28 protein-coding genes and 1 other RNA gene are annotated in these 26,930 nt (G+C 63.5%); 15 read left to right on the top strand and 14 right to left on the bottom strand.

Annotated elements, in window-relative coordinates:
* Positions 1–22: 22 nt before the first annotated feature.
* From HRU92_RS10480 to HRU92_RS10470, 3 genes are all read right to left on the bottom strand, one after another.
* Positions 23–1,048, bottom strand: coding sequence for a peptidoglycan -binding protein (locus HRU92_RS10480; protein WP_127753979.1), 1,026 nt, complete (start codon positions 1,046–1,048; stop codon positions 23–25).
* Between the two features lie 3 nt (positions 1,049–1,051).
* Positions 1,052–2,044, bottom strand: coding sequence for a flagellar motor protein MotA (locus HRU92_RS10475; RefSeq protein ID WP_127753978.1), 993 nt, complete (start codon positions 2,042–2,044; stop codon positions 1,052–1,054).
* Between the two features lie 160 nt (positions 2,045–2,204).
* Positions 2,205–3,509, bottom strand: coding sequence for a cation:proton antiporter (locus HRU92_RS10470; protein WP_172124145.1), 1,305 nt, complete (start codon positions 3,507–3,509; stop codon positions 2,205–2,207).
* Between the two features lie 251 nt (positions 3,510–3,760).
* Between HRU92_RS10470 and HRU92_RS10465 the strand changes: the two genes are divergently transcribed.
* Positions 3,761–5,263 carry an ATPase domain-containing protein gene (locus HRU92_RS10465; protein ID WP_172124143.1) on the top strand — a complete coding sequence of 501 codons (1,503 nt, stop codon included), beginning with the start codon at positions 3,761–3,763 and terminating at the stop codon, positions 5,261–5,263.
* Positions 5,247–6,311: a sensor histidine kinase gene (locus HRU92_RS10460; RefSeq protein WP_172124141.1), complete on the top strand. Its 1,065-nt coding sequence runs from the start codon at positions 5,247–5,249 to the stop codon at positions 6,309–6,311. The genes HRU92_RS10465 and HRU92_RS10460 overlap by 17 nt, the downstream gene beginning before the upstream one ends.
* An 11-nt stretch (positions 6,312–6,322) precedes the next feature.
* On the opposite strand, the gene HRU92_RS10455 is transcribed toward HRU92_RS10460, so the two are convergent.
* The 9 genes from HRU92_RS10455 to tkt form a co-directional block, all read right to left on the bottom strand.
* Positions 6,323–7,117 carry an inositol monophosphatase family protein gene (locus HRU92_RS10455; protein ID WP_127753974.1) on the bottom strand — a complete coding sequence of 265 codons (795 nt, stop codon included), beginning with the start codon at positions 7,115–7,117 and terminating at the stop codon, positions 6,323–6,325.
* A 3-nt stretch (positions 7,118–7,120) separates the two neighbouring features.
* Entirely contained in the window at positions 7,121–7,687 is a 567-nt protein-coding gene (efp, locus tag HRU92_RS10450; RefSeq protein WP_127753973.1) for an elongation factor P, read from the bottom strand.
* Between the two features lie 115 nt (positions 7,688–7,802).
* Entirely contained in the window at positions 7,803–9,134 is a 1,332-nt protein-coding gene (locus HRU92_RS10445) for a tetratricopeptide repeat protein (RefSeq protein ID WP_172124139.1), read from the bottom strand.
* On the bottom strand, positions 9,131–9,733 hold the full coding sequence (locus HRU92_RS10440) for a thiamine phosphate synthase (RefSeq protein WP_172124137.1): 603 nt from the start codon (positions 9,731–9,733) through the stop codon (positions 9,131–9,133). Before HRU92_RS10440 ends, HRU92_RS10445 begins: the two co-directional genes overlap by 4 nt.
* A 165-nt stretch (positions 9,734–9,898) precedes the next feature.
* Positions 9,899–10,924 (bottom strand): class I fructose-bisphosphate aldolase, encoded by a 1,026-nt coding sequence (locus HRU92_RS10435; protein WP_127755286.1) that lies wholly within the window; start codon positions 10,922–10,924, stop codon positions 9,899–9,901.
* 123 nt (positions 10,925–11,047) lie between these two features.
* Positions 11,048–12,250, bottom strand: coding sequence for a phosphoglycerate kinase (locus HRU92_RS10430; protein ID WP_172124135.1), 1,203 nt, complete (start codon positions 12,248–12,250; stop codon positions 11,048–11,050).
* 72 nt (positions 12,251–12,322) lie between these two features.
* Positions 12,323–12,859 (bottom strand): putative glycolipid-binding domain-containing protein, encoded by a 537-nt coding sequence (locus tag HRU92_RS10425; protein ID WP_172124133.1) that lies wholly within the window; start codon positions 12,857–12,859, stop codon positions 12,323–12,325.
* 133 nt (positions 12,860–12,992) lie between these two features.
* Positions 12,993–14,000, bottom strand: coding sequence for a type I glyceraldehyde-3-phosphate dehydrogenase (gene gap, locus HRU92_RS10420; protein ID WP_172124131.1), 1,008 nt, complete (start codon positions 13,998–14,000; stop codon positions 12,993–12,995).
* A gap of 46 nt (positions 14,001–14,046) precedes the next feature.
* On the bottom strand, positions 14,047–16,026 hold the full coding sequence (gene tkt / locus HRU92_RS10415; RefSeq protein ID WP_172124129.1) for a transketolase: 1,980 nt from the start codon (positions 16,024–16,026) through the stop codon (positions 14,047–14,049).
* A 191-nt stretch (positions 16,027–16,217) separates the two neighbouring features.
* On the opposite strand from tkt, the gene HRU92_RS10410 reads away from it, so the two are divergent.
* Positions 16,218–16,505: a DUF4164 family protein gene (locus tag HRU92_RS10410; RefSeq protein WP_127753966.1), complete on the top strand. Its 288-nt coding sequence runs from the start codon at positions 16,218–16,220 to the stop codon at positions 16,503–16,505.
* 3 nt (positions 16,506–16,508) lie between these two features.
* Positions 16,509–16,886: a cell division protein ZapA gene (locus HRU92_RS20750; RefSeq protein WP_127753965.1), complete on the top strand. Its 378-nt coding sequence runs from the start codon at positions 16,509–16,511 to the stop codon at positions 16,884–16,886.
* A gap of 2 nt (positions 16,887–16,888) precedes the next feature.
* Here the strand turns inward: HRU92_RS20750 and HRU92_RS10400 are convergent, their stop codons facing one another.
* A complete protein-coding gene (locus tag HRU92_RS10400; protein WP_172124127.1) occupies positions 16,889–17,794 on the bottom strand; it encodes a lytic transglycosylase domain-containing protein in 906 nt (301 codons plus the stop codon).
* A 252-nt stretch (positions 17,795–18,046) separates the two neighbouring features.
* On the opposite strand from HRU92_RS10400, the gene ssrS reads away from it, so the two are divergent.
* The 4 genes from ssrS (at position 18,047) to HRU92_RS10380 (ending at position 20,451) form a co-directional block, all read left to right on the top strand.
* Positions 18,047–18,205: non-coding RNA, 6S RNA (ssrS, locus tag HRU92_RS10395), on the top strand.
* Between the two features lie 27 nt (positions 18,206–18,232).
* Positions 18,233–18,817, top strand: a complete 585-nt coding sequence (locus HRU92_RS10390) for a 5-formyltetrahydrofolate cyclo-ligase (RefSeq protein ID WP_172124125.1) — start codon at positions 18,233–18,235, stop codon at positions 18,815–18,817.
* Positions 18,817–19,632, top strand: coding sequence for a TIGR00282 family metallophosphoesterase (locus tag HRU92_RS10385; RefSeq protein WP_172124123.1), 816 nt, complete (start codon positions 18,817–18,819; stop codon positions 19,630–19,632). Before HRU92_RS10390 ends, HRU92_RS10385 begins: the two co-directional genes overlap by 1 nt.
* A 72-nt stretch (positions 19,633–19,704) precedes the next feature.
* Positions 19,705–20,451 (top strand): YebC/PmpR family DNA-binding transcriptional regulator, encoded by a 747-nt coding sequence (locus tag HRU92_RS10380; protein ID WP_173088129.1) that lies wholly within the window; start codon positions 19,705–19,707, stop codon positions 20,449–20,451.
* Between the two features lie 16 nt (positions 20,452–20,467).
* Here HRU92_RS10380 and HRU92_RS10375 read toward each other — a convergent pair whose 3' ends face one another.
* On the bottom strand, positions 20,468–21,259 hold the full coding sequence (locus HRU92_RS10375; RefSeq protein WP_172124121.1) for a GGDEF domain-containing protein: 792 nt from the start codon (positions 21,257–21,259) through the stop codon (positions 20,468–20,470).
* 311 nt (positions 21,260–21,570) lie between these two features.
* Here HRU92_RS10375 and ruvC point away from each other — a divergent pair, with 311 nt between their 5' ends.
* The 7 genes from ruvC (at position 21,571) to HRU92_RS20365 (ending at position 26,910) form a co-directional block, all read left to right on the top strand.
* Complete coding sequence (ruvC, locus tag HRU92_RS10370) at positions 21,571–22,077, top strand: crossover junction endodeoxyribonuclease RuvC (RefSeq protein WP_172124119.1); 507 nt, start codon at positions 21,571–21,573, stop codon at positions 22,075–22,077.
* Complete coding sequence (ruvA, locus tag HRU92_RS10365) at positions 22,074–22,691, top strand: Holliday junction branch migration protein RuvA (protein ID WP_173088127.1); 618 nt, start codon at positions 22,074–22,076, stop codon at positions 22,689–22,691. The genes ruvC and ruvA overlap by 4 nt, the downstream gene beginning before the upstream one ends.
* Positions 22,692–22,830: 139 nt before the next feature.
* On the top strand, positions 22,831–23,829 hold the full coding sequence (gene ruvB / locus HRU92_RS10360) for a Holliday junction branch migration DNA helicase RuvB (protein WP_248305348.1): 999 nt from the start codon (positions 22,831–22,833) through the stop codon (positions 23,827–23,829).
* Between the two features lie 33 nt (positions 23,830–23,862).
* Positions 23,863–24,255, top strand: a complete 393-nt coding sequence (ybgC, locus tag HRU92_RS10355) for a tol-pal system-associated acyl-CoA thioesterase (protein WP_172124117.1) — start codon at positions 23,863–23,865, stop codon at positions 24,253–24,255.
* Positions 24,256–24,465: 210 nt separating this feature from the next.
* Positions 24,466–25,167 (top strand): protein TolQ, encoded by a 702-nt coding sequence (gene tolQ, locus HRU92_RS10350; protein WP_127755285.1) that lies wholly within the window; start codon positions 24,466–24,468, stop codon positions 25,165–25,167.
* 1 nt (position 25,168) lies between these two features.
* Positions 25,169–25,612 carry a protein TolR gene (gene tolR, locus HRU92_RS10345; protein WP_172124115.1) on the top strand — a complete coding sequence of 148 codons (444 nt, stop codon included), beginning with the start codon at positions 25,169–25,171 and terminating at the stop codon, positions 25,610–25,612.
* An 8-nt stretch (positions 25,613–25,620) separates the two neighbouring features.
* Positions 25,621–26,910, top strand: a complete 1,290-nt coding sequence (locus HRU92_RS20365; RefSeq protein ID WP_210258561.1) for a hypothetical protein — start codon at positions 25,621–25,623, stop codon at positions 26,908–26,910.
* Positions 26,911–26,930 lie beyond the last annotated feature (20 nt).

The following is a 26,930-nucleotide window of genomic DNA, read 5'->3' as shown; positions in this document are numbered from 1 at the left end:
CAAACCTTTGGTTTGCGCTGGGTTAGCCTTCGGTGAGCTTGAACTCGATGCGGCGGTTACGGCGATAGGCTTCTTCTGTGTCGCCGGGATCGAGCGGGGTGAATTCGCCAAAGCCGGCGGCAACGAGCCGGTTGGGCGAGACGCCGCGAGTCACGAGATACTTGGCCACAGAAATGGCGCGCGACGCCGAGAGCTCCCAGTTGGAGGGGAATTGCAGGTTCGAGATCGGGCGCCGGTCGGTGTGCCCATCGATGCGCAGCACCCAGTTGATGTCGGGCGGGATTTCCGTTTCGAGCTGCAGGATGGCATCGGCAAGGGCGTCCAGGTCGGGCGTGCCTTCGGCTTGGACATTGGCCTGGCCGGGATCAAACAGCACTTCAGACTGGAACACGAAGCGGTCGCCGACCACGCGCACATCGGCGCGACCTTCAAGAATTTCACGCAGGCGGCCAAAGAAATCGGATCGGTAGCGCGCCAGGTCCTGAACGCGCTGCGCCAGCGCAACGTTAAGGCGCCGGCCAAGATCGGCGATCTGGGTGCGCGATTCGGTGTCACGGGTTTCCGACGCCTCGAGCGCGGTTTCGAGCGCGCCGATCTGGGTGCGCAGGGCCGCGAGTTGCTGGTTCAGCAAGGCAACCTGGGCGTTGGCTTCGTCGGATAGCTCCTGCGCCTCGCTCAATTCGGTCTGCAGCCCGGCTATGGTCTGGTCGCGCCCGGCAATCCCGCTGCCGATGCCGGCCAGCTGGCCGGAAAGCTGCTGGTTTTCGGCCTCGGCACCCGAAAGAGTGGCGGTGAGATTGGCGATCTGGGCGTCAAGATCCTCGGAGTTGGCGCGTTCCAACTGCAGCAGATCGGTGAGTTCGGCGATCTGGCTGTTGAGGCGGGCAAGCGCCGTGTCGCGGCCCTGCAGTTCGGTGCCCAGGAAGAACTGGGTCAGCATGAACAGGGACAGCATGAAAATGATGACGAGCAACAGGCTCGACAGGGCGTCCACAAAGCCGGGCCAGTAATTGGCTTCCTGCCGGCGGCGCGAGCGGGCTCCCGGCATTGGCTAGTTCCGCCGTTCGGTGTCGCCCTGCGACAGGACGGCTTCGATCAGTTCGCGCAGCTTCTTGTTGGTTTCGCCCTGCTCGTTGATGTGGCGGCGCAGATCGTCCTGTTCGGTGCGGATATGCTTGACGAGGCTGTCGATGCCGCGGGCGAGTTCGGCCATGGCGCGAATGGCGTTCTGCGAGGAGTTCTGGCTTTGCATGGAGGTGCCAAGCCGATCGATCATGGCCTGGACCTCGGCGCCGCCGACCCCCGCATTGGCCTGCATAGCCGTGACGGGATGATCAAGCTCGGTCATCGAGGTCATCCAGTCCTCGAGATCGGTATAAAAGGCATTCTGCGCCTGGCTGGTCTGCAGATCCAGGAATCCCAGGACGAGCGAGCCGGCAAGGCCAAAGAGGGACGAGGAAAACGCCGTACCCATGCCCGATAGTGGGGCCGACAGGCCTTCCTTGAGATTGCCGAACAGGGACGCGCTGTCGCCTGAGGTGACATCAAGCGCATTGATGACGCCCGCCACCGAGGTCACCGTTTCCAGCAAACCATAGAAGGTACCCATCAGGCCCAGAAAGACGAGGAGGCCCGTAAGGTAGCGCGAGGTATCCTTGGCTTCATCGAGCCGGTTGCCCACTGAATCCAGGATGGAGCGCATGGAGGAGGGCGTGATGATCGCCTCGCCGATGCGCTCGCGCAGAATGCCGGCAACAGGGGCCAGCAGGATGGGCGGCCGCACCGTCGTGACCGTGCCGTCCTGCAGCGAGTTGACCCATTTCACTTCGGGGAACAGCCGGATTACCTGCCGGAAGGACAAGAAGATGCCGACTGCCAGGGCGAAAAAGATCATCGAGTTGATGAACGGGTTGGCCCAGAAAAATGCGACGATGGTGGAATAAAGAATGGCGCCGACCAGCGCCACGATCACCAGGAAGATGAGGATCTTGACCAGGTAAACGGTGGGACTGGAAAGATGGTAGGGATCGTATCCTTGCGTCATCTCGGTTTCCGTCGCCTCACCCGTGCACGCCACAAATCATCTGCTGTGGACAGTAAAGAGCGCCAAGGGGTGTGACAACCCTGCGAGTGCTGCAATGGGGGCGGTGTAGCAGGTTTGCCGGGCTTTTCTGCGCGCGGAGGACCCAGCTGGGCGGCTTGGCTCAGGCCGTAGTGTCGGCGGGGCCCTGCAGGCCCGGCGGCGGGGTGGCTGTTTCGGCGTCCGGATCGCGGCCGTGGAAGCGGTCGAGCGTGCGCATGACGGGCGTGACGGTCAGGCCATGCAAGATGATCGAGAGCAAGACCACGAGGGAGACAATGGCCCAGAGCTGCTCGCCGCCAGCAAACTGGCCGTGATTGAGCCCATAGGCCATGTAATAGATCGAGCCGACGCCACGAATGCCGAAGAAGGCGATGGTGAGCTTTTCGCCACCGGTGGCCTTGTAGCCGATGAGCCCAATAAGACCGGTGAGCGGTCGCACGACAAACAGGATGACGACAGCGGCACCGATCTCGATCCAGCCGATGCGCGAGAGCAGGCCGCCCATGATGGCGCCGCCAAAGCAAAGCAGCAGCACCATCATGGAAATGCGCTCGATCTGCTCGGTGATGTCGTGCATGTCGCGCTGGAAATCGTGATTGCGGTGGGCGTTACGCAGGGTCAGGGCGGTGACGAAGACGGCGAAAAAGCCGTAGCAATGGATGAGCTCGGACACGCCATAGGACACAAAGGTCGCGGCAATGGCAATGAGGCCATCGCCCGTCTTGGCCAGCGGTTCGCCAGGGACCTTGAAGGTCAGCCAGCCAAAGATGTGGCCAACGAGCCAGCCGCAGCCAAGGCCCGCGACGATTTCCCACAGCACGTTGTAGGTCAGCCAGTTGACGAGCCAGGGCTCGCCGGTGGCGGTGGCGATGCTAAGCGCAATGGCCAGATGCACGAATGGAAAGGCAAAGCCATCGTTGAGCCCGGCCTCGGAGGTGAGCGCGAAGCGCACGGTGTCCTCGCCGCCCTCGTGGGGCGGCCCAACCTGCACATCGGCGGCCAGCACCGGGTCGGTAGGCGCAAGCGCGGCCGCGAGCAGCAGTGCCGGGATCCAGTGCAGGCCCAGCAGGCCGGTTCCGACTCCAACAATGGCGAGGATGCCGAGAGGCATGGTGATCAGCAGCAGGCGCCAGGTGATGGCCCAGTCGCGGAAGCGAAAGACGCGGTCGATCTTGAGGCCGGCTCCCATCAGCGCGATGATCACGACGAACTCGGTAAGCCGCTCGGTGATATAGGGGTGGGCGATGGGTGAGGTATCGATGGGCAGCCGCAGCAAGCCGACAAGCGCGGCGCCAATCGCCAGGCACACGACCGGCAGCGACAAGGGCATCCGGCGGAGCGCCAGCGGCAGCCAGGCCACAAGGGCGATCAGGAGCCCAGCGCCAGTCATGGCGACGATGTAAAGGTCGGGGGCCCAGTCATTCATGGTTGATCGCTCCCGTCCTGGCGTGGCGTCAACGCATGATAGTGCCCTTGAGTCGCAAGGCTGGCGGGGCTTTGCGCAAATATACCGGTTGCGCAGGGGCGCAACCTTGGAGCCGCCAAGAGGGTTGTGTGCCTTGTTCACCTCACTGCCGCGGATTTTGCGCAGCACGTCGACGGAATTGGGGGGAATATGTAAGAAGATCGGCGCAATGGCTGCAGCCGACAGCAAATCCCCGGTGGAACACAACACCAATGGCCGACCCTCGTATTCTGACTGGCACCGCTGGACTTGATATCGTTCTGCGGGGTGGGCTGACGCCTGGGCGGCTGTATCTACTGGAAGGGGCGCCGGGTTCGGGCAAGACCACGATGGGCCTGCAGTTCCTGTTCGAGGGCGTGCGCCAGAACGAGAAATGCCTTTACATCACCTTGTCCGAAACCAGCGAGGAAATCGCAGCGGTGGCGGATTCACACGGTTGGACGCTGGACAAGATCGACCTGTTCGAGCTGTCCTCGGCCGCCGATGTGCTGGGCGGCGGGCGCGAGCAAACGCTGATCCATCCCTGGGAAGTGGAACTGACGGCGACAGTCGAGCTGCTGATCAAGCGGGTCGAGGAAGTGTCGCCCAAGCGCGTGGTGTTCGACAGCCTGTCGGAGTTGCGGCTGCTGAGCCAGGACTCGCTGCGCTACCGCCGGCAGGTGCTGGCGCTGAAACAGTATTTTGCGGGAAAGAACATCACCGTGATCCTGGTCGATGACCTTACCGGCGAGAATGGCGTGCGCGACGCGCATCTGCATTCGTTGGCGCATGGGGTGATTACGCTTGAGCGCAATACGCTCGAGTTTGGCGCGGCGCGGCGGCGGATCGAAGTGCAAAAGATGCGCGGCATCGACTTCATCGGCGGCTTTCACGATGTCACCATCCAGCGCGGGGGCATGAAAGTGTATCCGCGCCTCATCGCCTCCCATCACCATAGTGAATTTCCCGGTACGGCGGTGCCAAGCGGGGTGCCTGAGCTCGACGCCTTGCTGGGCGGGGGGCCGTTGCGCGGCACTTGTACGCTGCTGACCGGCCCCGCGGGGGCGGGCAAATCCACCGTCTCGATCCAGTACGCGATGGCGGCCTGCGCGCGGGGCGAGGCGGTCACCATGTACCAGTTCGACGAGCGGATCGGCACGCTGATGGCGCGGGCCAGGAGCATGGGGCTCGATCCGGGCAAATATATCCAAAGTGGTCTGCTCAAGATCGAGCAGGTCGAGCCGGCCGAAATTGCCCCGGGTGAGTTTGCCTGGCGCGTGCGCCAGGAAGTGGAGCAGCGCCAGGTTAGGGTGCTGATCATCGACAGCATGAACGGTTATCTGGTGTCCATGCCCGAGGAAAAGCAGCTGTTGCTGCAGCTGCATGAGTTGCTGGCTTATCTCAGCCAACAGGGCGTGCTGACGCTGCTGGTCAACCCGCAATCGGGGATCATGGGGACGATGAGCACCAGCCAGCTCAACATCTCCTATATCGCTGATGTGGTGCTGTTGTTCCGGTTCTTTGAAGCCGAAGGGCGGTTGCGCAAGGCCGTATCGGTGATCAAGAACCGTGGGGGCTATCACGAGGACTCCATTCGTGAATTGGCGGTGGATTCCCATGGCGTGCGGATTGGGGAACGCCTGACGGACTTCAAGGGCGTCATGACGGGCACGCCCGAATATATCGGCGCCGAAGGCCGGCTGATCGAGAGCCGCACCGATGCACAACCGGAGTGAGGTGGTCCACGTCCTGGCCCCGCTCGGACGTGATGCCCAAAGCGTGTGCTCGATCCTTGCGACCCGCAAGTTCGAGACCAATGTGGTTCATTCGCTCAACGAGCTGGCCGAGGCGCTGGGCGACGATACGGGCGCCGTGGTGCTGACCGAAGATGCCATGGTCGGGCGCGACTGGTCGGTGTTGGTCAAGGCGTTGGAAGATCAGCCGAGTTGGTCGTCCTATCCGTTCATCTTCATCATCGGGCGGCGCAATGCCGAGTTGTCGCCCAATGCGGCGCATGCCCTGCTGCCGCCCGAGCTGAGCAATGTCATGATGCTGGAAAAGCCGATGGGCTCGGCGACGCTGCTGAGCGCGGTGGCCTGGGCACTGGGTGGGCGGCGTCGACAGTTCCAGACGCGCGATCATCTGCGCGAACTCGAACAGAGTGCAGCGCGGCAGCGGCTGATGACGCGCGAGCTGGCGCACCGGGTCAAGAACACCATCGCGGTGCTGCAATCGATCGTGTCCCAGACCATGCGGCCATTCCCTGAAATGGGGCCGGTCAAGGACCGGCTGGTGGAACGCTTCGCCGCGCTGGCGCGGGCGCACGATCTGTTGCTGACCACCGACTTTCATAGCGCGATGTTCCGCCAGCTCGTTGTGGCGTCGGTCAGCGTGCATGACGGGGACGGCACGCATTTCACCCTGGACGGACCCGACTTCGAGATCTCGCCGCAGGCGGCGCTGTCGTTTGCCTTGGTGTTCCATGAATTGGCGACCAATGCTGTCAAATATGGCGCGCTCTCGTCGGGGACGGGGCATGTGAAGGTGAGTTGGGAGATCACGCCCGACGAGGATCTGATGCTGAAATGGCGCGAACAGGGCGGCCCGCCCGTGGCTGAGCCGGCGGTCAAGGGGTTTGGCTCGCGCCTGATCCGCACGACGCTGGCGGGCCTGGGGCAGGTGACCGTCGCGTACCTGCCCGACGGGCTGGATGTTCGGTTTGTCGGCCCCATGGCGGGGCTGACCTATTCGGTGGTGCCGGATTTCGTCGCCGAGGCGCTCTAGATTGGAGCGCCTTACCGGATAGCCTGCAACTGCTTGAGCAGAGCGGGCTGGAGCGCTTCGTTGCCTGCCACGATCTGGCCGTTGGCAACCGAGCCGGTGCTGCCGGCATAATCGGAAACAAAGCCGCCAGCTTCCTTGACCATCAGCAGGCCAGGCGCAACGTCCCACGGTGCCAGACCGGCTTCCCACAGCGCATCGAAGCGCCCTGAAGCCAGCCAAGCCATATCCACCGAGATGGAGCCCGACCGGCGAAGCCCGGCGATGGCGGGGTTGATGGCGGCCACCTGGCGCAGCTGCAGCGCATCATTGGCCGTGCCCTGGGTCTTGATGCCGGTGGACACCACCGCATCGGCCAGATGGCGGCGTGAGGCCACGCGCAGGCGCCGACGATCGTTGAGCCAGGCGCCGCCGCCCTTTTCGGCGGTGTAGAGTTCGTCCATCACGGGATTGAAGATCACCGAGGCAACGATCTCGCCGCCCCGCTCAAGCGCGATGGCACAGGCAAAGAGGGGGATGGAATGGAGGAAATTGGTGGTGCCATCGAGCGGATCGACGATCCAGCGGTGCTGGCCGTCGGTGCCGGCCACTTCGCCGCCTTCTTCCATCAGGAACGCATAGGTCGGGCGGGCCTTGCGCAGTTCATCAAAGACGATCTGTTCGGCGCGCAGATCGGCCTTGGACACGAAATCGGCGGGACCCTTGCGGGAAACCTGCAGCGACTCGACTTCGCCAAAATCCTTGGTGAGCGACTTGCCGGCCTTGATGGCGGCCGAAACCATGACATTGAGGAGAGCTGAACGAGACATGGATCAATCCGCCCGGCGCATATAGGTGGCCTCGGTGGTATCCACCACGATGCGTTCGCCCACCGCAATAAAGGGCGGCACCATGACGCGCAGGCCATTGGACACGATAGCAGGCTTGAACTGGTTGGACGCGGTCTGGCCCTTTTGCACCGGATCGGCCTCGGTGACTTCGAGCACCACATTGGCGGGGAAGCGGATGCCCAAGGGGGTGTCTTCGTGCATTTCGAGCGTGATTTTCATGCCGTCCTGTAGGAAGGCTGCGCGCTCCCCGACGAATTCGCGGGGCAGCTCAACCTGCTCGAAACTGTCCTGATCCATGAAAACAAGGTTGTCACCCTGCTCATAGAGATAGGTGAAATCGCGAAATTCCAGTTCGACCTGTTCGACGGTTTCAGCGGAGCGGAAACGCTCGTTGAGCTTGGTGCCGCCAAGGATGGCCTTGAGCTCTACCTGGGCATAGGCGCCGCCCTTGCCAGGCTTGACGTGGTCTACCTTGACGGCGACCCAGAGGCGGTCCTGGTGGTTGATGACGAAACCGGGGCGGACTTCGTTGCCATTGATCTTGGCCATAAACAGATGCTTTCGGTGCGCAATTGTCGGCTTGGGCCGAGCGCAGGTTATGCGATTGGCCAAAGAACGGGAGGGTCGGGCGTGGGCAGCTTTTTGCCTTAGAACGGGACGCGGTTCAAGGGCTTTGCGGAGGAGGGGCAGCCTGCTCGGTAACCGGGGCGGCTCCGGGCATCGGCGAAGCGGGGGCCGCCGCGGCCGGGGCCTGGCCTTCGTCGAGAGGGCCTGGCAAGGAGGGCGGGTCGGCTGGTGGCGGCGTTTCGGGCGCCGGCTCGGCACCGGCAGGCTCAGCAGGAGCTGGGGCAGCTGGGGGGGTGGACGGCCAGAAGCGGGCGCGCTCCTCGGCGCGAGCAAGCCCTTCGGGTGAAAGCGAGACCAGGAGACGATCAAGGGAGGGATCGCTCAAGCCCTGGCGTCGGGCGAGGGCGCGGTACATGGCCGCGTCCTCAAGGTTAAGCTCAATGCCCTCGCCAACGGCCAGGAGCTTGGCAAAGCGGTTCTGCGCTACCGGATTGCCCGCTTCAGCGGCAGTACGATACCAGCGCGCGGCTTCCTCGACGTTCTTTTCCACGCCCTGGCCAAGATAAAGCAGGGTGGCGTAGTCGATCTGGGCGGGGACAAGGCCTTGTTCGGCCGCAAGGGCGATATAGCGGGCACCCTCGACTGGATTGGGTGGGCTGCCCGCTCCTTCGATCAACATGGAGCCGTAGTCATACCGGGCTTCAGGCAATTCGGCGTCGGCGGCTTCCTTCATCAGGGTTGCGGCTGTGACAAGGCTGGGGGTGGCGTAGATGCCTTCCACATGCAGCAGCGCCATGTTGTATTTGGCGGGAATATAGCCGCCCTCAGCCGCCTTGGCGAAGAGCTCGGCGGCACGCTTGCGGTCGCGCTCGACGCCAACGCCGTCCTGATAAAGCAGTGCGAGTTCGAAGGTCGCGAGGATGTCGCCATTGTTGGAGGCAAGCCGGTACCAGCCAGCCGCACGCTCCTCGTTCTGGGCGACGCCCAAGCCCTTGGCGAAGATCTCGGCAATCAAGGTTTGAGCCGCGGCATCGCCTTTTTCGGCGCGCGGCAGCGCGTATTCGAGGGCGGTGAGGAAGTAGCCGCGCTGAAAGGCGCCAAAGGCTTCGTCCACCGGCAGGCGGGGACCGGCGTTTGCGTCGGGCGCGGTTTCGGTTTCCGGGGGCGCGGCATCTGGCGCGGAAGGCGCTTGGGTGCTGTCGCCGGGTGGCATATCGGGGGTCGCGGCCGGCTCATCGGCTGGTGGGGCGTCCGGCACAGGCGCGGGCTCGCCAGGCAATGGCGCTTCGGTCGGGGCTGTGGGTTGGCTGGTCGCCGGAGCTTCGCTCGAAGGCGGCGCGGGGCGTGGCCTGGGTTGGGGCGGCAGTTCCTGCGCGCCGGCCGAGAGGGGCAGGAGCGCTATGGCGAGTAGCAGGAGGCCCCTGATCATGCGGTCACCCCCAAGCTTTGAGCAAATTGCGCCAGTGCCTGAGCCGGAGAGGGGGCGGACCAGATGCTGTTGCCGAGAGCCAGGAACTCGGCGCCGCGGGCATCGGCATGGCCTTCGCTCGCAGCGGGATCGTGCAGCACAGCAGGGATTTCGAAGGTTTCGGCCCACCATTGCGCCAGATCGGGTGCAGCAGCGTCGGGCTCACCATCGAGGGCACCGAACCAGAGGTAATCCACATCGAGTTCGCCCCGGACCATGGCATCATGCCGGGTGGATACCGGGCCGGCACCCACGATCATGGCGGGCTTGAGGGCCTTGAGAGCGGCGCGAACATCGTCCTCGTCGCCGGTGATGTGCACGCCATCGGCACCGAGGCGCTTGGCCAGGGCCCAGTCATCTTCGAGCAGCACGGCGCAGCCGGCGCCTTGGCCAATATTGATGAAGTTCTTGGCCAGCGTGGCATAATCGGCGTCGTTGCGTTGGCCGCGACGCACAAGCAGCGCCGCGACGGGCGCCGCGCTCAGCACACCCATCAGTGCGGCTGGAGCCAATTCGGGCGTGGCAGCGGCGGGCGTGAGAAGCAAAAGCTGAGGAGCCATGGGATTCCGGAACGAGGGGACGCACCGGGTTGTGGCGCGCCATTGGGGCGACAAAAGGGTCGCTCTCCCATAAGGGCAAACGCGCCTCATGCGCAATGGCGGCAAGCAAAGGCCGGCGGCAGCGGTCGAAAGCGCTGTCGCCGGCCGAAAAGGAGGATGAGGCGCCTAGGCGGCGATGCGGTCCTGTTCGTGGGTCCACTGGCCCAGTGCGGCCAGCGAGTTCATGCGGGCGCGATGGGTAAAGGCGGCTTGAGCCTGGGGGAAATTCTCGCGGCGACCGGCCCAGGTGCGCAGGGCAACGTTTTGCAGCGCGCGGCCATAAGAGAAGGTCAGCGGCCAGGGCAGGCCCCCGATCTTGTTCATCGCAGAAAGGTGGGAGGTGGCTTCCTCGTCGGTTTGGCCGCCCGAAAGGAAGGCGATGCCGGGAACCGCGGCTGGCACATGCTCGCGCAGCACTTCCACGGTGCGGCGGGCAACATCATCCACGGTCGGCCGATCGCGCGAATTGACGCCCGGGAGCACCATATTTGGCTTGAGCAGCATGCCGCCAAGGTCAACGCCAGCGAGGCGCAGTTCCTTGAAGACGTTCTCGAGCACATCGCCGGTGACCTGAGCGTTGCGCTCCAGCGAATGGTTGCCGGGCTCGCCATCGCCGACGACTTCGGGCTCGACCACCGGCACGATACCGGCTTCCTGGCAGAGAATGGCGTAGCGCGCCAGGGCATGGGCATTGGCGCGGATATTGTTGCGGGTGGGGGCAATGTCATTGATGGTGATGACGGCACGCCACTTGGCAAAGCCGGCCCCGAGACGGGCATATTGCTCAAGGCGCTGGCGCAGGCCATCGAGACCTTCAGTGATTTTTTCGCCGGTGTCGCCGGGCATGGGGAAGGCGCCGCGATCGACCTTGATGCCGGGGATCACATCGGCATCGGCCATGATGGCACGGAACGAGGTGCCGTCAGCGGCGTGCTGTTCGAGGGTTTCCTCGGTCAGGATCACGCCCGAGATATAGTTGCGCATGGCTTCTTCGGAGCGGAAGAGCATTTCGCGGTAATCACGGCGCAGATCGAGCGAGTTGGGCAGGTTGATCTTGGCAAAGCGCTTGGCGATGGTGGGCTCGGACTCGTCGGCGGCAAGGATGCCTTTCCCCGGCTCCATCAATTTTTGCGCGACGGCATTGAGCGACATTGGCATGGCAGTCCCCTCAGTTTCTTTGAGGAGGAAGTTAGACTTCTGCCTTAGAAAGTCGATTAGACGAATGGTTATGCAACCAAGGTGGAGGGGTCCGAGTTGATAGACCCCTCCTGAGGTTCAGCGGGTGAGTGCCTGGACACCGGGCAGGGGCTTGCCTTCCATCCATTCAAGGAAAGCGCCGCCGGCGGTCGAAACATAGGTGAAGCTGTCCTTGACGCCGGCATGGGCGAGGGCCGCAACGGTGTCGCCGCCGCCAGCAACCGAAACGAGGCCATTGCCGCGGGTGCGCTCGGCGGCGTGCTGGGCCACGGCAACGGTGCCCGCATCAAAGGGCGTCATCTCGAAAGCCCCAAGGGGGCCGTTCCACACCAGGGTCTTTGCGGCATTGATGGCAGCGTTGATCTGTTCGACCGAGCGGGGGCCGACATCGAGGATCATGGCATCGGCCGGGACCGCGTCGGCGGCGACGGTCTGGTTGGCGGCATTGGCCTTGAACTCGGTGGCGACGACGCCATCGACCGGCAGGATGATGGTGCAGCCGGCGGATTGGGCGGCATCGAGGATGCGGCGGGCGGTGTCGGCGAGGTCCTTTTCGCAGAGCGATTTGCCGACGTCGTGGCCTTGGGCAAAAAGGAAGGTGTTGGCCATGCCGCCGCCGATCACCAGGGTATCGACGCGCGTGACGAGGTTTTCGAGGAGGTCGATCTTGGAGGAGACCTTGGCGCCGCCGACCAGGGCAATAACCGGCTTTTTGGGGTTGCCGAGGCCTGCTTCCAGGGCTTCGAGCTCGGCCTGCATGGCAAGGCCAGCCGCGGCGGGCAGCAGGTGGGCGATGGCTTCGGTGGAGGCATGGGCGCGGTGAGCGGCCGAGAAGGCGTCGTTGACATAGAGGTCACCGAGGCTGGCCATGCGGGCGGCAAGTTCGGGATCGTTCTTTTCTTCGCCGGGGTGGAAGCGGGTGTTTTCGAGCACATAAACGGCGCCATCGGGGCCGGTATCGATGCCGCGCTGGGCGTTGGAGACGTCGTTCCAATCGGTGAGGATGAAGCCAACGGGTACGCCCACGGCTTCCACAATGGCGGGGACGACCTGTTCGAGCGAATAGTCGTGGTTCACCACGCCCTTGGGGCGGCCGAAGTGGGACAGCAGGATGGCCTTGCCACCGGCCTCGGTGATGCGGCGAATGGTGGGTACCAGGCGCTCGATGCGGGTGGCATCGGTGACCTTGCCGTCAGCAACGGGCACGTTGAGGTCGGCGCGAACCAGGACGCGCTTGCCGGCGAGATCAAAGTCATCAAGGGTCTTGAAGGAGGCGGTCATGCTGGCTCCGGATCTGTGTTGCTGGGGGCGTAGCAGAGACGGGGGAAACGGGGAAGCCGCCTTGTGGGGGCTTCAGTCGGCTCGTTCGAAGAGGCCGGGATAGTTGAGCACAAGACCCTCGCCGTCGAGTTCAAGAACGCGTTCGAAGCTGCCATTGTTGCTTTGGAAGCGGAAGTGGGTGGGGTCGAGCCGGGTGTAGAGCTGTTCTTCGCGCCGAACGGTCATGTCGTCGCCATCGATCCAGGCCATGGCAAAGCGCTGCGGCTGGTTGTCGACCCAGGCGCTGCGCCAGATCGGGAGCGAATTGGTGAGCGGGGTGGGCCAGAGATCGATGTCGAGGCAGCCATTGAGGGAGGCCAGGGGTTCGGCGCGATCGTCGGACCAACTGCCGGCACCGTTGGCGAACAGTTCCAGCACCGCGCCATTGGTGCGTTCGACGCGGATGCTGCGCACGAGGCCGGCCTCATCGAGCTTGAGGCGGTAGAAGAGGCCGTAATCGGGGGTGATCACCGTGCCCCGGATGCGGGTGCCCGAGCTAGCGGGGATGATGTGGCAGTGCTCGAGGGTGACGGGGTCGAGGCCGCGCCAGCGGATGGACTTGTTCAACATCGCTAGCCCCTGTTGCATGCCGCTCGGGCGATACTAGCCAGCAGAAGATATTGGGGCTAGCCGCCCCCCCCTTGATCCCTCCCCGCTAGGGGGAGGGTGTCGACTGAACTATCAGTGACCAAGGGGCGGAAGGTTAGAGGGTCTTGGCGAGGGCGACGGTGGTGTCGCACATGCGGTTCGAGAAGCCCCATTCATTGTCGTACCAGGACAGGACCGAGACGAAATTGCCGTCCATCACCTTGGTCTGCTCGAGCGCCATGGTGGAGGAGTGGGGGTCGTGGTTGAAGTCGATCGACACATTGGGCTGGTCGGTATAGCCCAGCACGTTCTTGAGCTCGCCATCGGCGTAGCGCTTGATCGCGTCGTTGACTTCCTGGGCCGTGACATTGCGCGAGGAGATGAACTTGAAATCGACGCAGGACACGTTGGGGGTCGGTACGCGGATCGAGACGCCGTCGAGCTTGCCCTTGAGTTCTGGCAGGACGAGGCCGATGGCCTTGGCGGCGCCGGTCGAGGTCGGGATCTGCGACAGGGCCGCAGCGCGGCCGCGATAGAGATCCTTGTGCATGGTGTCGAGGGTCGGCTGGTCACCGGTATAGGAGTGGATGGTGGTCATCATCCCCTTTTCGATGCCGAATTCCTTGTGCAGCACATAGGCGAGCGGCGCGAGGCAGTTGGTGGTGCACGAGGCGTTGGAAACGACCACGTGATCCTTGGTCAGCTGCTGATGGTTGATGCCGTAAACCACGGTCAGGTCAGCGCCTTCGGCGGGTGCGGAAACAAGCACCTTCTTGGCGCCGGCCTGCAGGTGGGCCGAAGCCTTTTCTTTGGAGGTGAAGATGCCCGTGCATTCGAGCACGATGTCGATGTTCATCTCGCGGTGCGGCAGTTCGGCCGGGTTCTTGACGGCGGTCACCTTGACGGGGCCGCGGCCCACATCGATGGTGTCACCGGCCACGGTCACGGTGCCGGGAAAGCGGCCATGTACGCTGTCGAAGCGGATGAGGTGGGCATTGGTTTCCACCGGACCCAGATCGTTGATGGCGACCACTTCGATATCGGTGCGGCCCGACTCGATGATGGCGCGCAGGATGTTGCGGCCAATACGACCAAAGCCATTGATGGCGACGCGAACTGCCATGGGAGGCACTCCTTGAGGAGGAAGGGAAAAGGGGAGGTGGGTTCTCTTACAGCTGCGCGGTTACCGCTTCAACAATACCTTGAGGCGTGATGCCGAAGTATTCGTAGAGTTTGTCGATCGGGCCCGAAGCGCCAAAGGCATGCAGGCCGATGAACTTGCCCTTAGGACCAAGCAAGGTGCCCCAGGAGAGGCTGATGCCCGCTTCCACCGCGACGCGGGCTTTGGCCGAGCCGATGATCTCGTTCTGGTAGGCTTCATCCTGGGCGGCAAAGAGCTCCATGCAGGGCACGGACACGACGCGAGCGGAAATGCCCTGCTTGTCGAGCAGCTTCTTGCCGGCCAGCGCTATTTCGACTTCCGAGCCGGTGGCGAAGATCACGGCCTGCGCGTCGGCATCGCCGGCGAGGGTATAGGCGCCCTTGGCGGAGCGGTTTTCCTCGGTGAACTCGGTGCGCACCGTGGGCAGATTTTGACGCGACAGGGCCAGGAGCGACGGCGCGTCCTTGGTTTCCACCGCGAGCTGCCAGCATTCCAGCGCTTCCACGGCATCGGCCGGACGGAAGACGAGGAGGTTCGGAATGGCACGCAGGGCGGCGAGATGCTCGATGGGCTGGTGGGTGGGGCCGTCTTCACCCAGGCCGATGGAGTCGTGGGTCATCACATAAATGACGCGCTGGGTCATCAGCGCCGACAGGCGAATGGATGGACGGGCGTAATCGCTGAACACGAGGAAGGTGCCCCCATAAGGGATGAGGCCCCCATGCAGCGCAATGCCGTTCATGGCCGCCGCCATGCCGTGCTCGCGAATGCCATAGCGCATGTAGCGGCCGAGGCGGTCGGTGTCGGTGAAGGGCAGAGTCTGGGTGGTGTTGGTGAGGTTGGAGCCGGTGAGATCGGCCGAGCCGCCCAAAGTTTCGGGAACGACGCCGTTGATGACTTCGAGCGCCATCTGGCTCGACTTGCGGGTTGCAACCTTGGGTTTTTCTTCGGTGAGCTTGCGCTTGTAGTCGCTGACGACCTTGGCATAGCCCTCGGGCAGATCGCCACGGAAGCGGCGGTCCAACTCCGAGCGCTGGTCAGCAGGCAGAGCCGCGAACTGCTCGGCCCAGGCGGCGCGGGCCTGGGCACCGCGAGCGCCGGCCGCGCGCCAGGCGTCGAGCGTTGCAGCCGGAATTTCGAATGCGGGGTAGTCAATGCCCAGCGCGGCCTTGGCACCGGCCAGTTCTTCGGCCCCGAGCGGGGAGCCGTGCACCTTTTCCGAGCCCGCCTTTTTGGGCGCGCCAAAGCCGATCGTGGTCTTGGCCGCGATCATGGTGGGCTTGTCGCTGTTGCGCGCGTCGCGCAGCGCCGCTTCGATGGCGTCCTGGTCGTGGCCATCAACGGCCACCGTGTTCCAGCCCGAGGCCTGGAAGCGGGCCAGCTGGTCGGTGGAGTCCGCGTTGGAAACCTTGCCGTCAATGGTGATGCCGTTGTTGTCCCAGATCAGCACCAGCTTGTTGAGCTTGAGGTGACCGGCGAGGGTAATGGCTTCCTGGGAGATGCCTTCCATCAGACAACCGTCACCAGCAAGTACATAGGTGTAATGGTTCATCACGCTTTCGCCGAACTCGGCAGCGAGCTTGGCCTCTGCGATGGCCATGCCGACGGCATTGCCCACGCCCTGGCCGAGCGGGCCAGTGGTGGTTTCGATGCCTGGGGCGAAATGATATTCGGGGTGGCCAGCGGTCTTGGAGCCCAACTGGCGGAAATTCTTGATTTCCTCGATGGTCATGTCCGGATAACCGGTCAGGTACAGCACCGAGTAGAGCAGCATGGAGCCGTGGCCGGCCGACAACACAAAACGGTCACGATCAGGCCATTTGTGATCGGTGGGATCGAACTTCATGATCTTGGTGAACAGCACGGTGGCAATATCCGCGCAGCCCATGGGCAGGCCGGGATGGCCGGAATTGGCTTTTTCCACCGCATCCATTGAAAGGGAGCGGATGGCGTTAGCCAGATCGTTCTGCTGGGGTGTATTGGTCATTGTCCGCTCGTTTCGGTGGCACAAAAGGCGGGACGCAAGACCGCTTTTGCCAGCGTCCCGAGGCGGGTTCGAGGCATAACAGGTTCGACCACCCTGTCAATTGCCGTGGGTGGGAAGGCCGTTGCATTAGACAGGGCGCTGGGGCACCCTGCAGGGGCTGGAATGATCGGTCGCAGAAAGTGTTGTTGGCGATGAGTGAGAGCGAACTTCAAGACGGGATCAGCGCGGCAGTAGCGCGATTTGATCGTGCCTTGGCGCGACTCGAAACCAGTTCGGCCAATCTGCAGCAGCGCATGCAGCGGCTCAACCGCATCGAGGTCGATACGCAGCGGCTGGTAACTGAGCGGGCGCGGCTGGCAAGCGAGCTGGACAAGACCGCGGCCAAGGCCAAGCGCCTCGACGACAGCGCCCATGAGGTGTCGCGTCGGCTGGTGGCGGCCATGGAAACCGTGCGCGAAGTGCTGGCCAAAGCGGAGTAGGCGATGCCTGAAGTCAATGTCGAGATCAATGGCCGCCGCTACCGTATGGCGTGCGAAGAAGGCCAGCAAAAGCACCTGATTGGCTTGGCCAAGCGCTTTGATGGGGAGGTGGATGCGATCAAGGGCGTGGTCGGGGAAATCGGGGATACGCGTCTGACGGTGATGGCCGGGATCGCCGTGGTCGATGAACTGGCGGAAGCCGAAAAGCGCATAGCGGCGTTGCAGGCTGAAATCGAGCAGTTGAGCGCCGCCGGCCAGCAGATCGCCGGGGAAATGGATGCGCTCGAGCAGCGCTTTGCCGGCAAGCTCGAGCAGGCCGCGCGCTCGCTCGAAATTGTCGCCGGGGTGTTGGACGAAACGGCGGTCGGCCCCCAGAAATAAGTTCAGGAGCCGTTTTTCTGGACGATGCAGTTGCCTCCGGCGGCCATCAAGCGCTCGCATAGGGCGTTGGCTTCCTGCCGGGTAGGGCGGCCTACCATGGCCGAAAAGCGCAATTGACGCCCAAAATTGGGATTGCGCACCGTGATCAGCAGTAGCTTTTCCTCACCCAGCACGTTGGAAAATTTGCTTTGAGCGGTATCGAAGCGGTTGCGGGCGACTTCGCTGGTGTTGTGCTGGGCGATCAACACGCCCCAGGGCTGCCAGGCGGCGTTGGTGGTATCCAGGTTGGGAATTTTGACGGCCGAGGCCATGTCGAGGCAGGAATCGAGGAAGGGGCTTTCGGGCTCGAGGGTGAAGTCCACCGGCTCGGGCGCATCGTTGCGCCAATAATCGGCGGGGCGGCCGGTGATCACCGAGACATAGTTGCGCGTTTCGGCCGGAAGGCCGCCAGTGCCAGCCAGATAGCGTGAGAGGCGGGCTTCGCCACCGTTGTAAGCCGCAGCGGCAAGGCCCAGATTGCCGAATTTTTGCTGCAGGAAGCGCAGATATTCGGCCGAACGGGCCAGCGCCTGGGCGGGGTCGAAGGGGTTGTCGAGTGCGCGCAGGCGGGCGGTGCCCGGCATGAACTGGGCAATGCCCTGGGCACCTGCGGGGCTGATGGCTTGCGGATCGAAGCGGCTTTCCTGCCAGATCAGGCGGGCAAGAAACGCTTCGGGAATCTCGTAATGATTGGAAAAGCGGGAAATGGCGCTGCAGACATCGGCGACATAGCTGGTTTCAGCGATGCAGACCGGCTCGTCATTGAGGGTGAAGCAGGAGGGGGCGGGCTCTTCGGGCTCCTCTGGATTGGCGGACGCCGCGGCGGACTCGGTTTCCACGCCAAGGGCGGCGGGCTGCGCGAGCACCATCAGGAGCAGCGCTCTCAGCCACGCCAGGGATTTCGATCGCCATGTCGGCAAAGACTTCACCAAGTTCATGTCCCGAGCGGCCCCAGAATGCACACCGCCAGAGGGCTGCGCAGGGCTAGAATGAGTTAAAGGGCGGCAGGATCCAAGACGCCATCGGATTGGTCGACATATAGCGGGTTAATTGGCCCGCCGCGATTTGCCAGATTTTGTGCTGCGCGGCCCTTTGCACCCGCCTGCGAAAGGCCTATATGTCGAGCGCTGCCCGGTGCGTGTTGGATACCAATATCCCCGGGGCCTTATCGATCCTAAAGGGAGCTGTCCCTGACCGGGCCCGTGGGCTCGGACATACGGCGCCCACCTACGTAAGTAGGTTCCCGGGATCGCCTATCCCACGGCCAGGGTGGCACCTTATTTTCGCGACAGGCAACAAAGCGCCTTATGGTTGTTGAGCGTAACGAAGACACCAAGGCGAGCTTGCGACAATCGGCAAAGGCCCGCCGGGCGGCGTTATCCGCCGGCGCGCGGGCCCAGGCGGCCGAGAGTGTTACCCAGCTGTTTTTTTCCGAGCCTCGGTTCGGGCTCGCCCAGGTGATCGCGGGCTATTGGCCGCTGGTGGATGAGCTGGATTGCCGGCCAATTTTGCTGCGCTTGCTCGATGATGGCCGCACCGTGGTGTTGCCGGCGATAGTCCGGCCGCACGGCCCGCTGCAGATGCGAGTGTGGGAGCCGGACGCACCGCTTTACCCGGCGGGGTTCGGCACGCTCGCTCCCTCCGAACTTGCGCCTCACGCCCACCCGGACCTGGTGCTGGTGCCTCTTTTGGGCTTTGACCGGCTGGGCACCCGGCTGGGCTATGGCGGTGGTTATTATGACCGCAGCTTTGCCGAGCGGGAAGGGCGGCCACTGATGGTCGGCCTGGCTTACAGCGCGCAAGAGTTTGACGCCATTCCCCGGGACGAGCATGACATTGCGCTGGACGCTGTGATAACGGAAACCGGCATTCGACAGTTCGGCGGCAGATAATGAAATTTCTATTCTTGGGCGACGTCGTGGGCCGTGCAGGCCGCGAGGGAATTGCCGATCGCCTGCCCGGATTGATCGAGCGCTACGGCTTTGATTTTGTGGTGGTGAACGGGGAAAATGCCAGCCATGGGCGCGGGCTGACCGAGCCGCATTTCAACGGCATCCGGGCGGCAGGCGCCGATATCGTGACCCTGGGCGATCATGCGTTCGACCAGCGCGACACCATCTCTTTTATCGAGCGGGAAACGACGCTGGTGCGGCCCATCAACATGGCGCCAGGCACCCCCGGTCGCGGGGCAATGTTTGTCGAGGGCCGCAATGGGCATCGAGTGCTGGTGATCAACGCGCTCGGGCGCGTGTTCATGGGGCCCGCCGATGATCCGTTCCGGGCGGTGGAAGCGGCGATTGCCGCCTGTCCGCTGGGCGAGCAGGCCGACGCAATTATCGTGGATTTTCACACGGAAGCCACTTCCGAAATCCAGGGCATGGGGCACTTTCTCGATGGGCGGGCGAGTCTCGTCGTCGGCACCCACACCCATATCCCGACGGCTGACTTGCGCATTCTCAAGGGCGGCACGGCGCTGTTGGCGGATGCCGGCATGTGCGGGGACTACGACTCGGTGATCGGGGTGGACCCCGACGAGCCGCTGAACCGGTTCCTCACCGGCATTGCCAATGGCCGGTTCACGCCAGCCGAAGGGGAAGCGACCTTGTGCGGCGTGGCGGTGGAAACCGATCCGCGCACGGGACTGGCGGTCAAGGTGCTGCCGGTGCGGGTGGGCGGGGTGCTGGCGCAGGCGCTGCCGGAGTTCTAGCCCGCTTCACATTCGCGCCGGGCTTGCCTATAACGCGCCACCACAACAACACCACACCCCAAGGACTGACCGATGGCCGGCCATTCACATGCCAAGAACATCATGCACCGCAAAGGCAAAAGCGATGCGGTGCGTTCCAAGGTCTTTTCCAAGCTGGCGCGCGAAATCACGGTGGCCGCCAAGATGGGAATGCCCGATCCGGCTTTCAATTCCCGGTTGCGCCTGGCGGTGACCAATGCGCGCGCCCAGTCCATGCCCAAGGACAACATCGATCGCGCTATCAAGAAGGCGATCGGCAGCGACGGCGAGAACTATGACGAAATCCGCTACGAGGGCTATGGCCCAGGTGGCGTCGCGATCATCGTGGAAACGCTGACCGACAATCGCAATCGCACCGCCTCCAATGTGCGCTCCTACTTCTCCAAGAATGGTGGCGCGATGGGGGAAACCAACTCGGTCGGGTTCATGTTCGACAAGGTTGGCGAGATCACCTATCCGGCAAGCGCCGGCAGTGCCGATGAGATCATGGAAGCCGCCATCGAGGCAGGCGCCGATGACGTCGAAAGCGACGAAGAGGGCCACTATATCTACACGAGCTTTGAGGCGATGGTGGAAGTGGCCGCCGCGCTGGAAAAGGCACTGGGCGAAGCAGAATCAGTCAAGGCCGTGTGGAAGCCGCAGACCAATACCCCCATCGATGCCGACAAGGGCGCGACGCTGATGAAGTTGATCGCTGCGCTCGAAGAAGACGATGACGTGCAGAATGTTTATTCGAACTTCGAGATGAGCGACGAGGACATGGCCAAGCTGGCCGACTAAGCCTCGACAAGGTTCCTCAGGCGCGTTGCAGGGCCTGGGGGAAGAACTGATCGGCCGCGACGATCGTCACGCGATTGCGGCCGGTTTGCTTGGCGTCATAAAGGCGCTGATCGGCAACCCGGAACAATTCGGAAAAACCGATGGCGCTGCCGAACACAGCGCCACCAATGCTGACGGACAGGGCTTGTACGGTGCCGCGCGGCACGAATTCAGCTTCATTGACCGCGCTGCGGATGCGTTCGGCAATAGCGCGAGTGATGTCGGCATCGACGCCCGGCAGGAACACGCCAAATTCCTCGCCGCCCATCCGCCCCACCAGATCTCCCGCCCGCAGCACCGAGCGGATCGCCCGGGCGATCACCGTCAGGGCAAGGTCGCCGGCATCGTGGCCGAACCGATCGTTGATGGATTTAAAGTTGTCGGCGTCGATCACTAGCAAGGCACCGCCCGGGGTGCTGCCGGCGCGCGCCAACTGCGTCGTCACCTGGGCGGTGAAGGCGCCGCGATTCAGACAAGAGGTGAGGCTGTCCGTGCGGGCGACCATGCCCAGCCGGCGATTGGCAATGGCAAGGCGCCGCAGCCGCAAGCTCAGGAGAAAAAGCAGCGGCACGCCCAGGAAGATGGGTAGCACCGTAGCGCTGATCATCGCCCGTTGCAGCGCTGCACCACCTAGATTTTCAAATAGCAGGGCATTGAACCCGACGGAAACCAGGACGCAGCCCAAGGTGCCGAACACGGTCCAGCGGGTGACGCTCGACCAGGTACGTGAGCCGCTCCCCCCGATGCTATCCTGACAAGGGCTAGCCATTGGCTACCCACCTTTCCGGGCGCTGCCCATAGGTGGTGAGCGCAGAAGCGAGCGAGTGCCCAGGGCGGGATAACGCGGTCAGGCGCGGCAATGCACAGAAGCGTCGCGGCGCCAAAGGGGCGCAGCAAACCAGGTCACAGCTCATAAGTTAATGCCCCTTCATGAACATTGCCGAACCTAGAAGGCGCTTCTTGAAAATGGGGTTTGTGCAATGGGTGGAATTTTACGCGTGTCGCTTCTTCCACAGGGCTCCGTTGCTGCTTTGTTCACTTCTGCTTGGTAGGAGAAGCGCCTTCAGGTATGGGTGAAACATGACACCACCAGTGCGAATCATCGGCATCGATCCAGGACTGCGGCGCTGCGGTTGGGGGGTAATCGAAACCCAAGGCAACAAGCTGCAATTCATCGCCTGCGGCACGGTCACTCCGCCCACGGAAGGCGAATTGGCGCAGCGCCTCGCGGTCCTTTTTACGGAGTTGTTGGACCTGCTGGAGCGGTTTGCGCCCGATGAGGCGGCGGTGGAAGAAACCTTCGTGAACTCGGGACCACGCTCGGCGCTGATCCTGGGACAGGCGAGGGGGGTGGCGCTGATGACGCCGGCCCATCGCGGCATTCCGGTGGCGGAATATGCCACCAATCTCGTCAAGAAATCGATCGTAGGCACCGGGCACGCGGAAAAGGAACAGGTGGCGCTGATGGTCAAGACCTTGCTGCCCACGGCCAAGATCAAGGGCGCCGACGCGGCCGACGCGCTCGCCATCGCGATCTGCCATGCCCATCATCGGGTTGCGGCGCAACGGGCACGGATGAGCGCATGATCGGCAAGCTCAAGGGTGCCGTCGACAGCTTTGGCGATGATCATGTGCTCATCGATGTGGGAGGGGTCTGCTACGAGGCCTTTTGCTCGTCGCGCACTTTGCAGGGATTGCCCCGGGTCGGGGAAGCAACCGTGGTGTTCATCGAAACCGTGGTGCGCGAAGACATGATCCGGCTTTATGGCTTTGGCAGCGAAGCCGAAAAGGACTGGTTCAACCTCCTCATGACCGTGCAGGGCGTTGGCGCGCGGGTGGCGCTTGGGATCCTGTCCGCCCTGTCACCATCGGAATTGTCGAGCGCTATTGCACTAGGTGACAAGGCGATGATCGGGCGGGCCAATGGGGTTGGGCCCAAGCTGGCGTTGCGATTGGTGACCGAGCTCAAGGGCAAGGCGCCGCAGGGCGGGGGCATTGACGCGGGCACGCTCGGGCTGCAGACCGCCTTAGGCGAGGGAACAGCTAGCGGGAATGTAGCCGATGCAGTTTCCGCTTTGGTCAATCTGGGGTATTCGGGGGCGCAAGCTTCCGCCGCCCTGGCGCGGGTTGTGGCCCGTGAGGGGGATGATACCGCGACCGAAAAGCTGATCCGGCTGGGCCTGCGCGAGTTGAGCCAGTGATGGTCTTTCCGAGCCGCTCCGCCGCCAGCGCTGAGCCGGCGAACATGATGTTGGAGACAGCCATGGTGCTCCCGCTAACGCAAGTCAGGGCATCCGTTTGACCGATCTTACTTCTCCCGTTGCCGGGCGCGATGAGCCACTGGATGTGGCACTGCGCCCGTCCGGCTTTTCGGAATTTGTCGGGCAGGCGGCGGCGCGTGCCAATCTTGAGGTGTTCATCGAGGCCGCCAAGAAGCGCGGTGCGGCGCTCGACCATGTGTTGTTCGTTGGCCCACCAGGGCTGGGCAAGACCACGCTGGCGCAGATCATCTCGCGCGAGCTTGGGGTGGGTTTTCGCGCGACTTCGGGCCCGGTGATCGCCAAGGCCGGGGATCTGGCGGCACTCCTGACCAATCTCGAAGATCGCGATGTGCTGTTTATCGACGAGATCCATCGGCTCAATCCCGCGATCGAGGAGGTGTTGTATCCCGCGATGGAGGATTTCCAGCTTGACCTGATCATCGGGGAGGGGCCGGCGGCACGCTCGGTGCGGATCGATCTGGCGCGGTTCACACTGGTGGGCGCGACGACGCGGGCGGGCTTGTTGACCACGCCGCTGCGGGATCGCTTCGGCATTCCCGTGCGCCTCAATTTTTATACGCCCGAAGAGCTGGTGCAGATCGTGCAGCGCGGCGCCCGGCTGTTGGGCACGCCGATGGCGCCCGACGGCGCGCTGGAGATCGCGCGCCGTTCGCGCGGGACACCCCGCATTGCCGGCCGGCTGTTGCGGCGGGTAACGGATTTTGCGCTGGTCGAGGGCTCGAGCGAGATCACGCGGGCGATTGCCGACAAGGCCTTGTTGCGGCTCGACGTGGATGCCCGCGGGCTCGATCAACTGGATCGGCGCTATCTGACGATGATTGCCGATTTCTATGGCGGGGGGCCCGTAGGGATCGAGACCATTGCCGCAGCGCTGAGCGAGCCGCGTGACGCGATCGAGGAGATTGTCGAGCCTTATCTGATCCAGCAAGGTTTCATACAGCGCACTTCTCGGGGGCGAATGCTGACGGGCACAGCCTTCCAGCACCTGGGCAAGAGCGTGCCGCAGGGCTTTATCGGGACGCAAGCAACCTTGTTCGAGGAGCCCGAGGAGCCGTGAGCCGGAAGATCCGCCAGATCAGCCGGTTGCGCCATGGCTGAGCCGCATGTTTTTGCTGTTCGGGTCTATTATGAGGACACCGATTTCTCCGGCAATGTGTACCATGCCGCTTACCTCAAGTTCATGGAGCGGGCGCGCACCGAGTTGCTGCGGGCGCAAGGCATCCACCATGCCGAACTGGGCCGGGAAGGGCTGGCCTTTGCCGTACGTAGCATGCAGCTCGACTTCCGGGCGGCCGCGCACATCGATGATGTGCTGCGGGTGGAAACGCTGGTGGCAGGGGCAAGCGGCGCGCGCCTGCAGTTGAGCCAAGGCGTGTGGCGCGACGCCGAACTGCTGGTCGATTCCCAGGTCGTCGTGGTGGCGATCAACATGGGCGGCAAGCCGACACGGCTGCCGGCAGCACTGCGCGCCCTGGCCGATTAGCGCGGCGTGGCGTCGCATGGCGGCGGTGGGCGGTTTGTTAACCTCTTCTTGACCATAATCGAGTCACAGAAAGAGTAGTACTTGCACCGGTGCTCTCAACGCTCCGTTAGGCAAGGCTTTTCTCTTAATTTTGACAGATTTGGGCCCCATCGCCACGGGTGCACGGGCCGGCAGCAAGAGGCCAGCCAGAAGGATCACGACATGGAAGCCATGGATGCGGTGGGCGCAGTAGCGCCGCACACGGACTTATCTATTTGGGGCCTGTTCTGGGCGGCCGACTGGATCGTGAAGTCAGTGATGCTGGGCTTGCTTGCGGCCTCGGTCTGGTGCTGGGCCATTATCATAGACAAGACCCTCACTTATCGCCGCATGCAGGCGGAGATGAACCGCTTCGAGCGCACCTTCTGGTCGGGGCAATCGCTGGAGGAGCTGTACCAGCAGCAGTCCGAGCGCACTTCGGGTGGGCTAGGCGCCGTGTTTGTTGCCGCAATGAAGGAATGGAAGCGCAGCCACGAGCAGAACGCGGCTTCTTTCGTCGGCATGCAGCAGCGGCTCGACAAGGTGCTCGATGTCGCCATTTCGCGCGAAAGCGAGAACCTCGAAAAGCGGCTCGGCTTTTTGGCCACTGTTGGCTCCGCCGGCCCCTTTATCGGCCTGTTCGGCACGGTGTGGGGCATCATGAATGCGTTCACCGCCATTGCCGCGTCGTCAAACACCAATCTGGCTGTTGTGGCCGGCCCCATTGCCGAGGCGCTGTTTGCAACGGCCATTGGCCTCGTGGCCGCTATCCCCGCGGTTATCGCCTACAACAAGCTTTCCGCTGATGCGGGCAAGATGATCGGGCGGCTCGAAGGCTTTGCCGACGAGTTCTCCACCATTCTGAGCCGCCAACTCGAAGCGCGGAGCCGCTGACATGGGCATGGGCGTAGCTTCAGGCGGCGGCGGCGGCGGGCGTCGTCGGCGCGGCCGCAAGAAAGCGGTAATGAGCGAAATCAACATCACGCCGATGGTGGATGTGATGCTGGTGCTGCTGATCATCTTCATGGTGGCAGCACCGATGATGACGGCTGGCGTACCGATCGACCTGCCGCGTACGGCTGCCGGCGAGCTCTCGAGCCAGACCCAGCCTATCACCGTGGCAGTCACGCCCGAGGGCGCCATCTTTGTGGGTGAGGATCCCGTCAGTGAAGCGGACCTCGTCGCGACGGTGTCGCAGCAGGCCGTCAATGGCACCGAGGATCGTATCTTTCTTCGGGGGGACACCACCGCCAATTACGGCGCGGTGATGCGGGTCATGGGGCTGCTGTCGGCTGGTGGCTACACCAAGATCGGCCTTATCACGCAACAGGAAAATTAGTCGGGCCAATGCGCACCGGTCTTGTCGCTTCCATCGCTGCCCACCTTGCCGTGCTGACGATTGGCCTGGTCAATCTCGGCATGGCCGAGCCTATGACCGTGGTGGAAGACGCCATCGCCGTGGACCTCGTCCCCATCAGCGATTTTGCGGCGATCCGCATGGGCTCGCTCAACAGCACGGTGGTGGAAACCGACACGCCAGCCGTGGTGGAATCCGATGAGCCTGCCGAGGTCGCGCAGCCAACTGGGAATACGCAAGAAGACCAGCCGACGCCGCAAGAGGCTGATCGGCCGGTGCCGATGCCGGTGACCAATTCGGCGCCTCAACCCGAGACTGCGCCGGAACCGGAGCCTGAACCCGAGCCCGTGCCCGAACCGACCCCGGCGCCCGCTCCTGCGCCAGAACCAGAACTCCTGCCTGAGCCGGAGCCCGAGCCCGAACCGCTGCCGGAGCCCGAGCCAACGCCAGCGCCGGTGCCGCCGACGCCCGCGACGCGGCCGACGCCGCCCGAGCCGGTGCCAACGCCTGAGCCAGAGCCGGAGCCTGAGCCGACGCCAGAACCCGCGCCGGAGCCAGAACCAGCGCCTGAGCCAGAACCTGCACCCGAGCCGACGCCCGAGCCCACCCCGGAGCCCGAACCCACGCCTGAGCCTGCCGAGCCGGCAGTCGCGGCGCCGGTGCCTGCATCGCGTCCAACCAATCTCGAGCAGAAGCGCCAGCAGTTTGCGGCCGCCGAAGCAGAGCGCAAGAAGCGCGAGGAAGAAGAACGCAAGCGGGTGGCGGAAGCCAAGGCCAAGTCCGAAGCCGATGCCAAGGCCAAAGCGGAAGCCGAAGCCCAGCGCAAGCGCCAGGCTGCGGCACAGGCAGCCGAAAAGCAGCAAGCGGGCGAGCAACTCGATGCTTCGCTGGCTGATGATATTTCGGCCATCATCAACAAGGATACTTCCACCGGCGCCACCACCGGTAGTGGCGGTTCACCGACGCTGGGCGACACTAGTGGAACCTCGGCGACGCTGAGCCAGACCGAAATCGGTGCGCTGGTCGCCAAGATCAAGCAATGCTGGAACCTGCTCCCCAATGAGCAGATCAGCAGCGCGCAGGTGGTGGTCAATATGCGGTTGAATCAGGATGGCTCGCTGGCGGATGTGCCTCGAATTGTTTCGGTTAGCGAGCAGCCTGAAGCGATCACCATTGCCCAGAAGGCCGTGAGCGCCGTGGCAGGCTGCGGGCCCTACAGCATGTTGTCGGCGGCTTCCTATGACCAATGGCAGAATATCAATGTCACGTTGCGTCCGTGACGTCCTTGAAGCGCGCCTTT

It is taken from the genome of Devosia sp. 1635, assembly GCF_013185955.1.
Taxonomy (GTDB): Bacteria; Pseudomonadota; Alphaproteobacteria; order Rhizobiales; family Devosiaceae; genus Devosia.
The sequence above is the reverse complement of the archived record's forward strand: the minus strand, read 5'-3'. Positions and strand labels throughout refer to the sequence as shown.

Bases quoted from the DNA above. Each gene is read 5' to 3' on its own strand.
- HRU92_RS10480 (WP_127753979.1), bottom strand. From the start codon at position 1,048: ATGCCGGGAGCCCGCTCGCGCCGCCGGCAGGAAGCCAATTACTGGCCC.
- HRU92_RS10475 (WP_127753978.1), bottom strand. From the start codon at position 2,044: ATGACGCAAGGATACGATCCCTACCATCTTTCCAGTCCCACCGTTTAC.
- HRU92_RS10470 (WP_172124145.1), bottom strand. From the start codon at position 3,509: ATGAATGACTGGGCCCCCGACCTTTACATCGTCGCCATGACTGGCGCT.
- HRU92_RS10465 (WP_172124143.1), top strand. From the start codon at position 3,761: ATGGCCGACCCTCGTATTCTGACTGGCACCGCTGGACTTGATATCGTT.
- HRU92_RS10460 (WP_172124141.1), top strand. From the start codon at position 5,247: ATGCACAACCGGAGTGAGGTGGTCCACGTCCTGGCCCCGCTCGGACGT.
- HRU92_RS10455 (WP_127753974.1), bottom strand. From the start codon at position 7,117: ATGTCTCGTTCAGCTCTCCTCAATGTCATGGTTTCGGCCGCCATCAAG.
- efp (WP_127753973.1), bottom strand. From the start codon at position 7,687: ATGGCCAAGATCAATGGCAACGAAGTCCGCCCCGGTTTCGTCATCAAC.
- HRU92_RS10445 (WP_172124139.1), bottom strand. From the start codon at position 9,134: ATGATCAGGGGCCTCCTGCTACTCGCCATAGCGCTCCTGCCCCTCTCG.
- HRU92_RS10440 (WP_172124137.1), bottom strand. From the start codon at position 9,733: ATGGCTCCTCAGCTTTTGCTTCTCACGCCCGCCGCTGCCACGCCCGAA.
- HRU92_RS10435 (WP_127755286.1), bottom strand. From the start codon at position 10,924: ATGTCGCTCAATGCCGTCGCGCAAAAATTGATGGAGCCGGGGAAAGGC.
- HRU92_RS10430 (WP_172124135.1), bottom strand. From the start codon at position 12,250: ATGACCGCCTCCTTCAAGACCCTTGATGACTTTGATCTCGCCGGCAAG.
- HRU92_RS10425 (WP_172124133.1), bottom strand. From the start codon at position 12,859: ATGTTGAACAAGTCCATCCGCTGGCGCGGCCTCGACCCCGTCACCCTC.
- gap (WP_172124131.1), bottom strand. From the start codon at position 14,000: ATGGCAGTTCGCGTCGCCATCAATGGCTTTGGTCGTATTGGCCGCAAC.
- tkt (WP_172124129.1), bottom strand. From the start codon at position 16,026: ATGACCAATACACCCCAGCAGAACGATCTGGCTAACGCCATCCGCTCC.
- HRU92_RS10410 (WP_127753966.1), top strand. From the start codon at position 16,218: ATGAGTGAGAGCGAACTTCAAGACGGGATCAGCGCGGCAGTAGCGCGA.
- HRU92_RS20750 (WP_127753965.1), top strand. From the start codon at position 16,509: ATGCCTGAAGTCAATGTCGAGATCAATGGCCGCCGCTACCGTATGGCG.
- HRU92_RS10400 (WP_172124127.1), bottom strand. From the start codon at position 17,794: ATGGTGCTCGCGCAGCCCGCCGCCCTTGGCGTGGAAACCGAGTCCGCC.
- HRU92_RS10390 (WP_172124125.1), top strand. From the start codon at position 18,233: ATGGTTGTTGAGCGTAACGAAGACACCAAGGCGAGCTTGCGACAATCG.
- HRU92_RS10385 (WP_172124123.1), top strand. From the start codon at position 18,817: ATGAAATTTCTATTCTTGGGCGACGTCGTGGGCCGTGCAGGCCGCGAG.
- HRU92_RS10380 (WP_173088129.1), top strand. From the start codon at position 19,705: ATGGCCGGCCATTCACATGCCAAGAACATCATGCACCGCAAAGGCAAA.
- HRU92_RS10375 (WP_172124121.1), bottom strand. From the start codon at position 21,259: ATGGCTAGCCCTTGTCAGGATAGCATCGGGGGGAGCGGCTCACGTACC.
- ruvC (WP_172124119.1), top strand. From the start codon at position 21,571: ATGACACCACCAGTGCGAATCATCGGCATCGATCCAGGACTGCGGCGC.
- ruvA (WP_173088127.1), top strand. From the start codon at position 22,074: ATGATCGGCAAGCTCAAGGGTGCCGTCGACAGCTTTGGCGATGATCAT.
- ybgC (WP_172124117.1), top strand. From the start codon at position 23,863: ATGGCTGAGCCGCATGTTTTTGCTGTTCGGGTCTATTATGAGGACACC.
- tolQ (WP_127755285.1), top strand. From the start codon at position 24,466: ATGGATGCGGTGGGCGCAGTAGCGCCGCACACGGACTTATCTATTTGG.
- tolR (WP_172124115.1), top strand. From the start codon at position 25,169: ATGGGCATGGGCGTAGCTTCAGGCGGCGGCGGCGGCGGGCGTCGTCGG.
- HRU92_RS20365 (WP_210258561.1), top strand. From the start codon at position 25,621: ATGCGCACCGGTCTTGTCGCTTCCATCGCTGCCCACCTTGCCGTGCTG.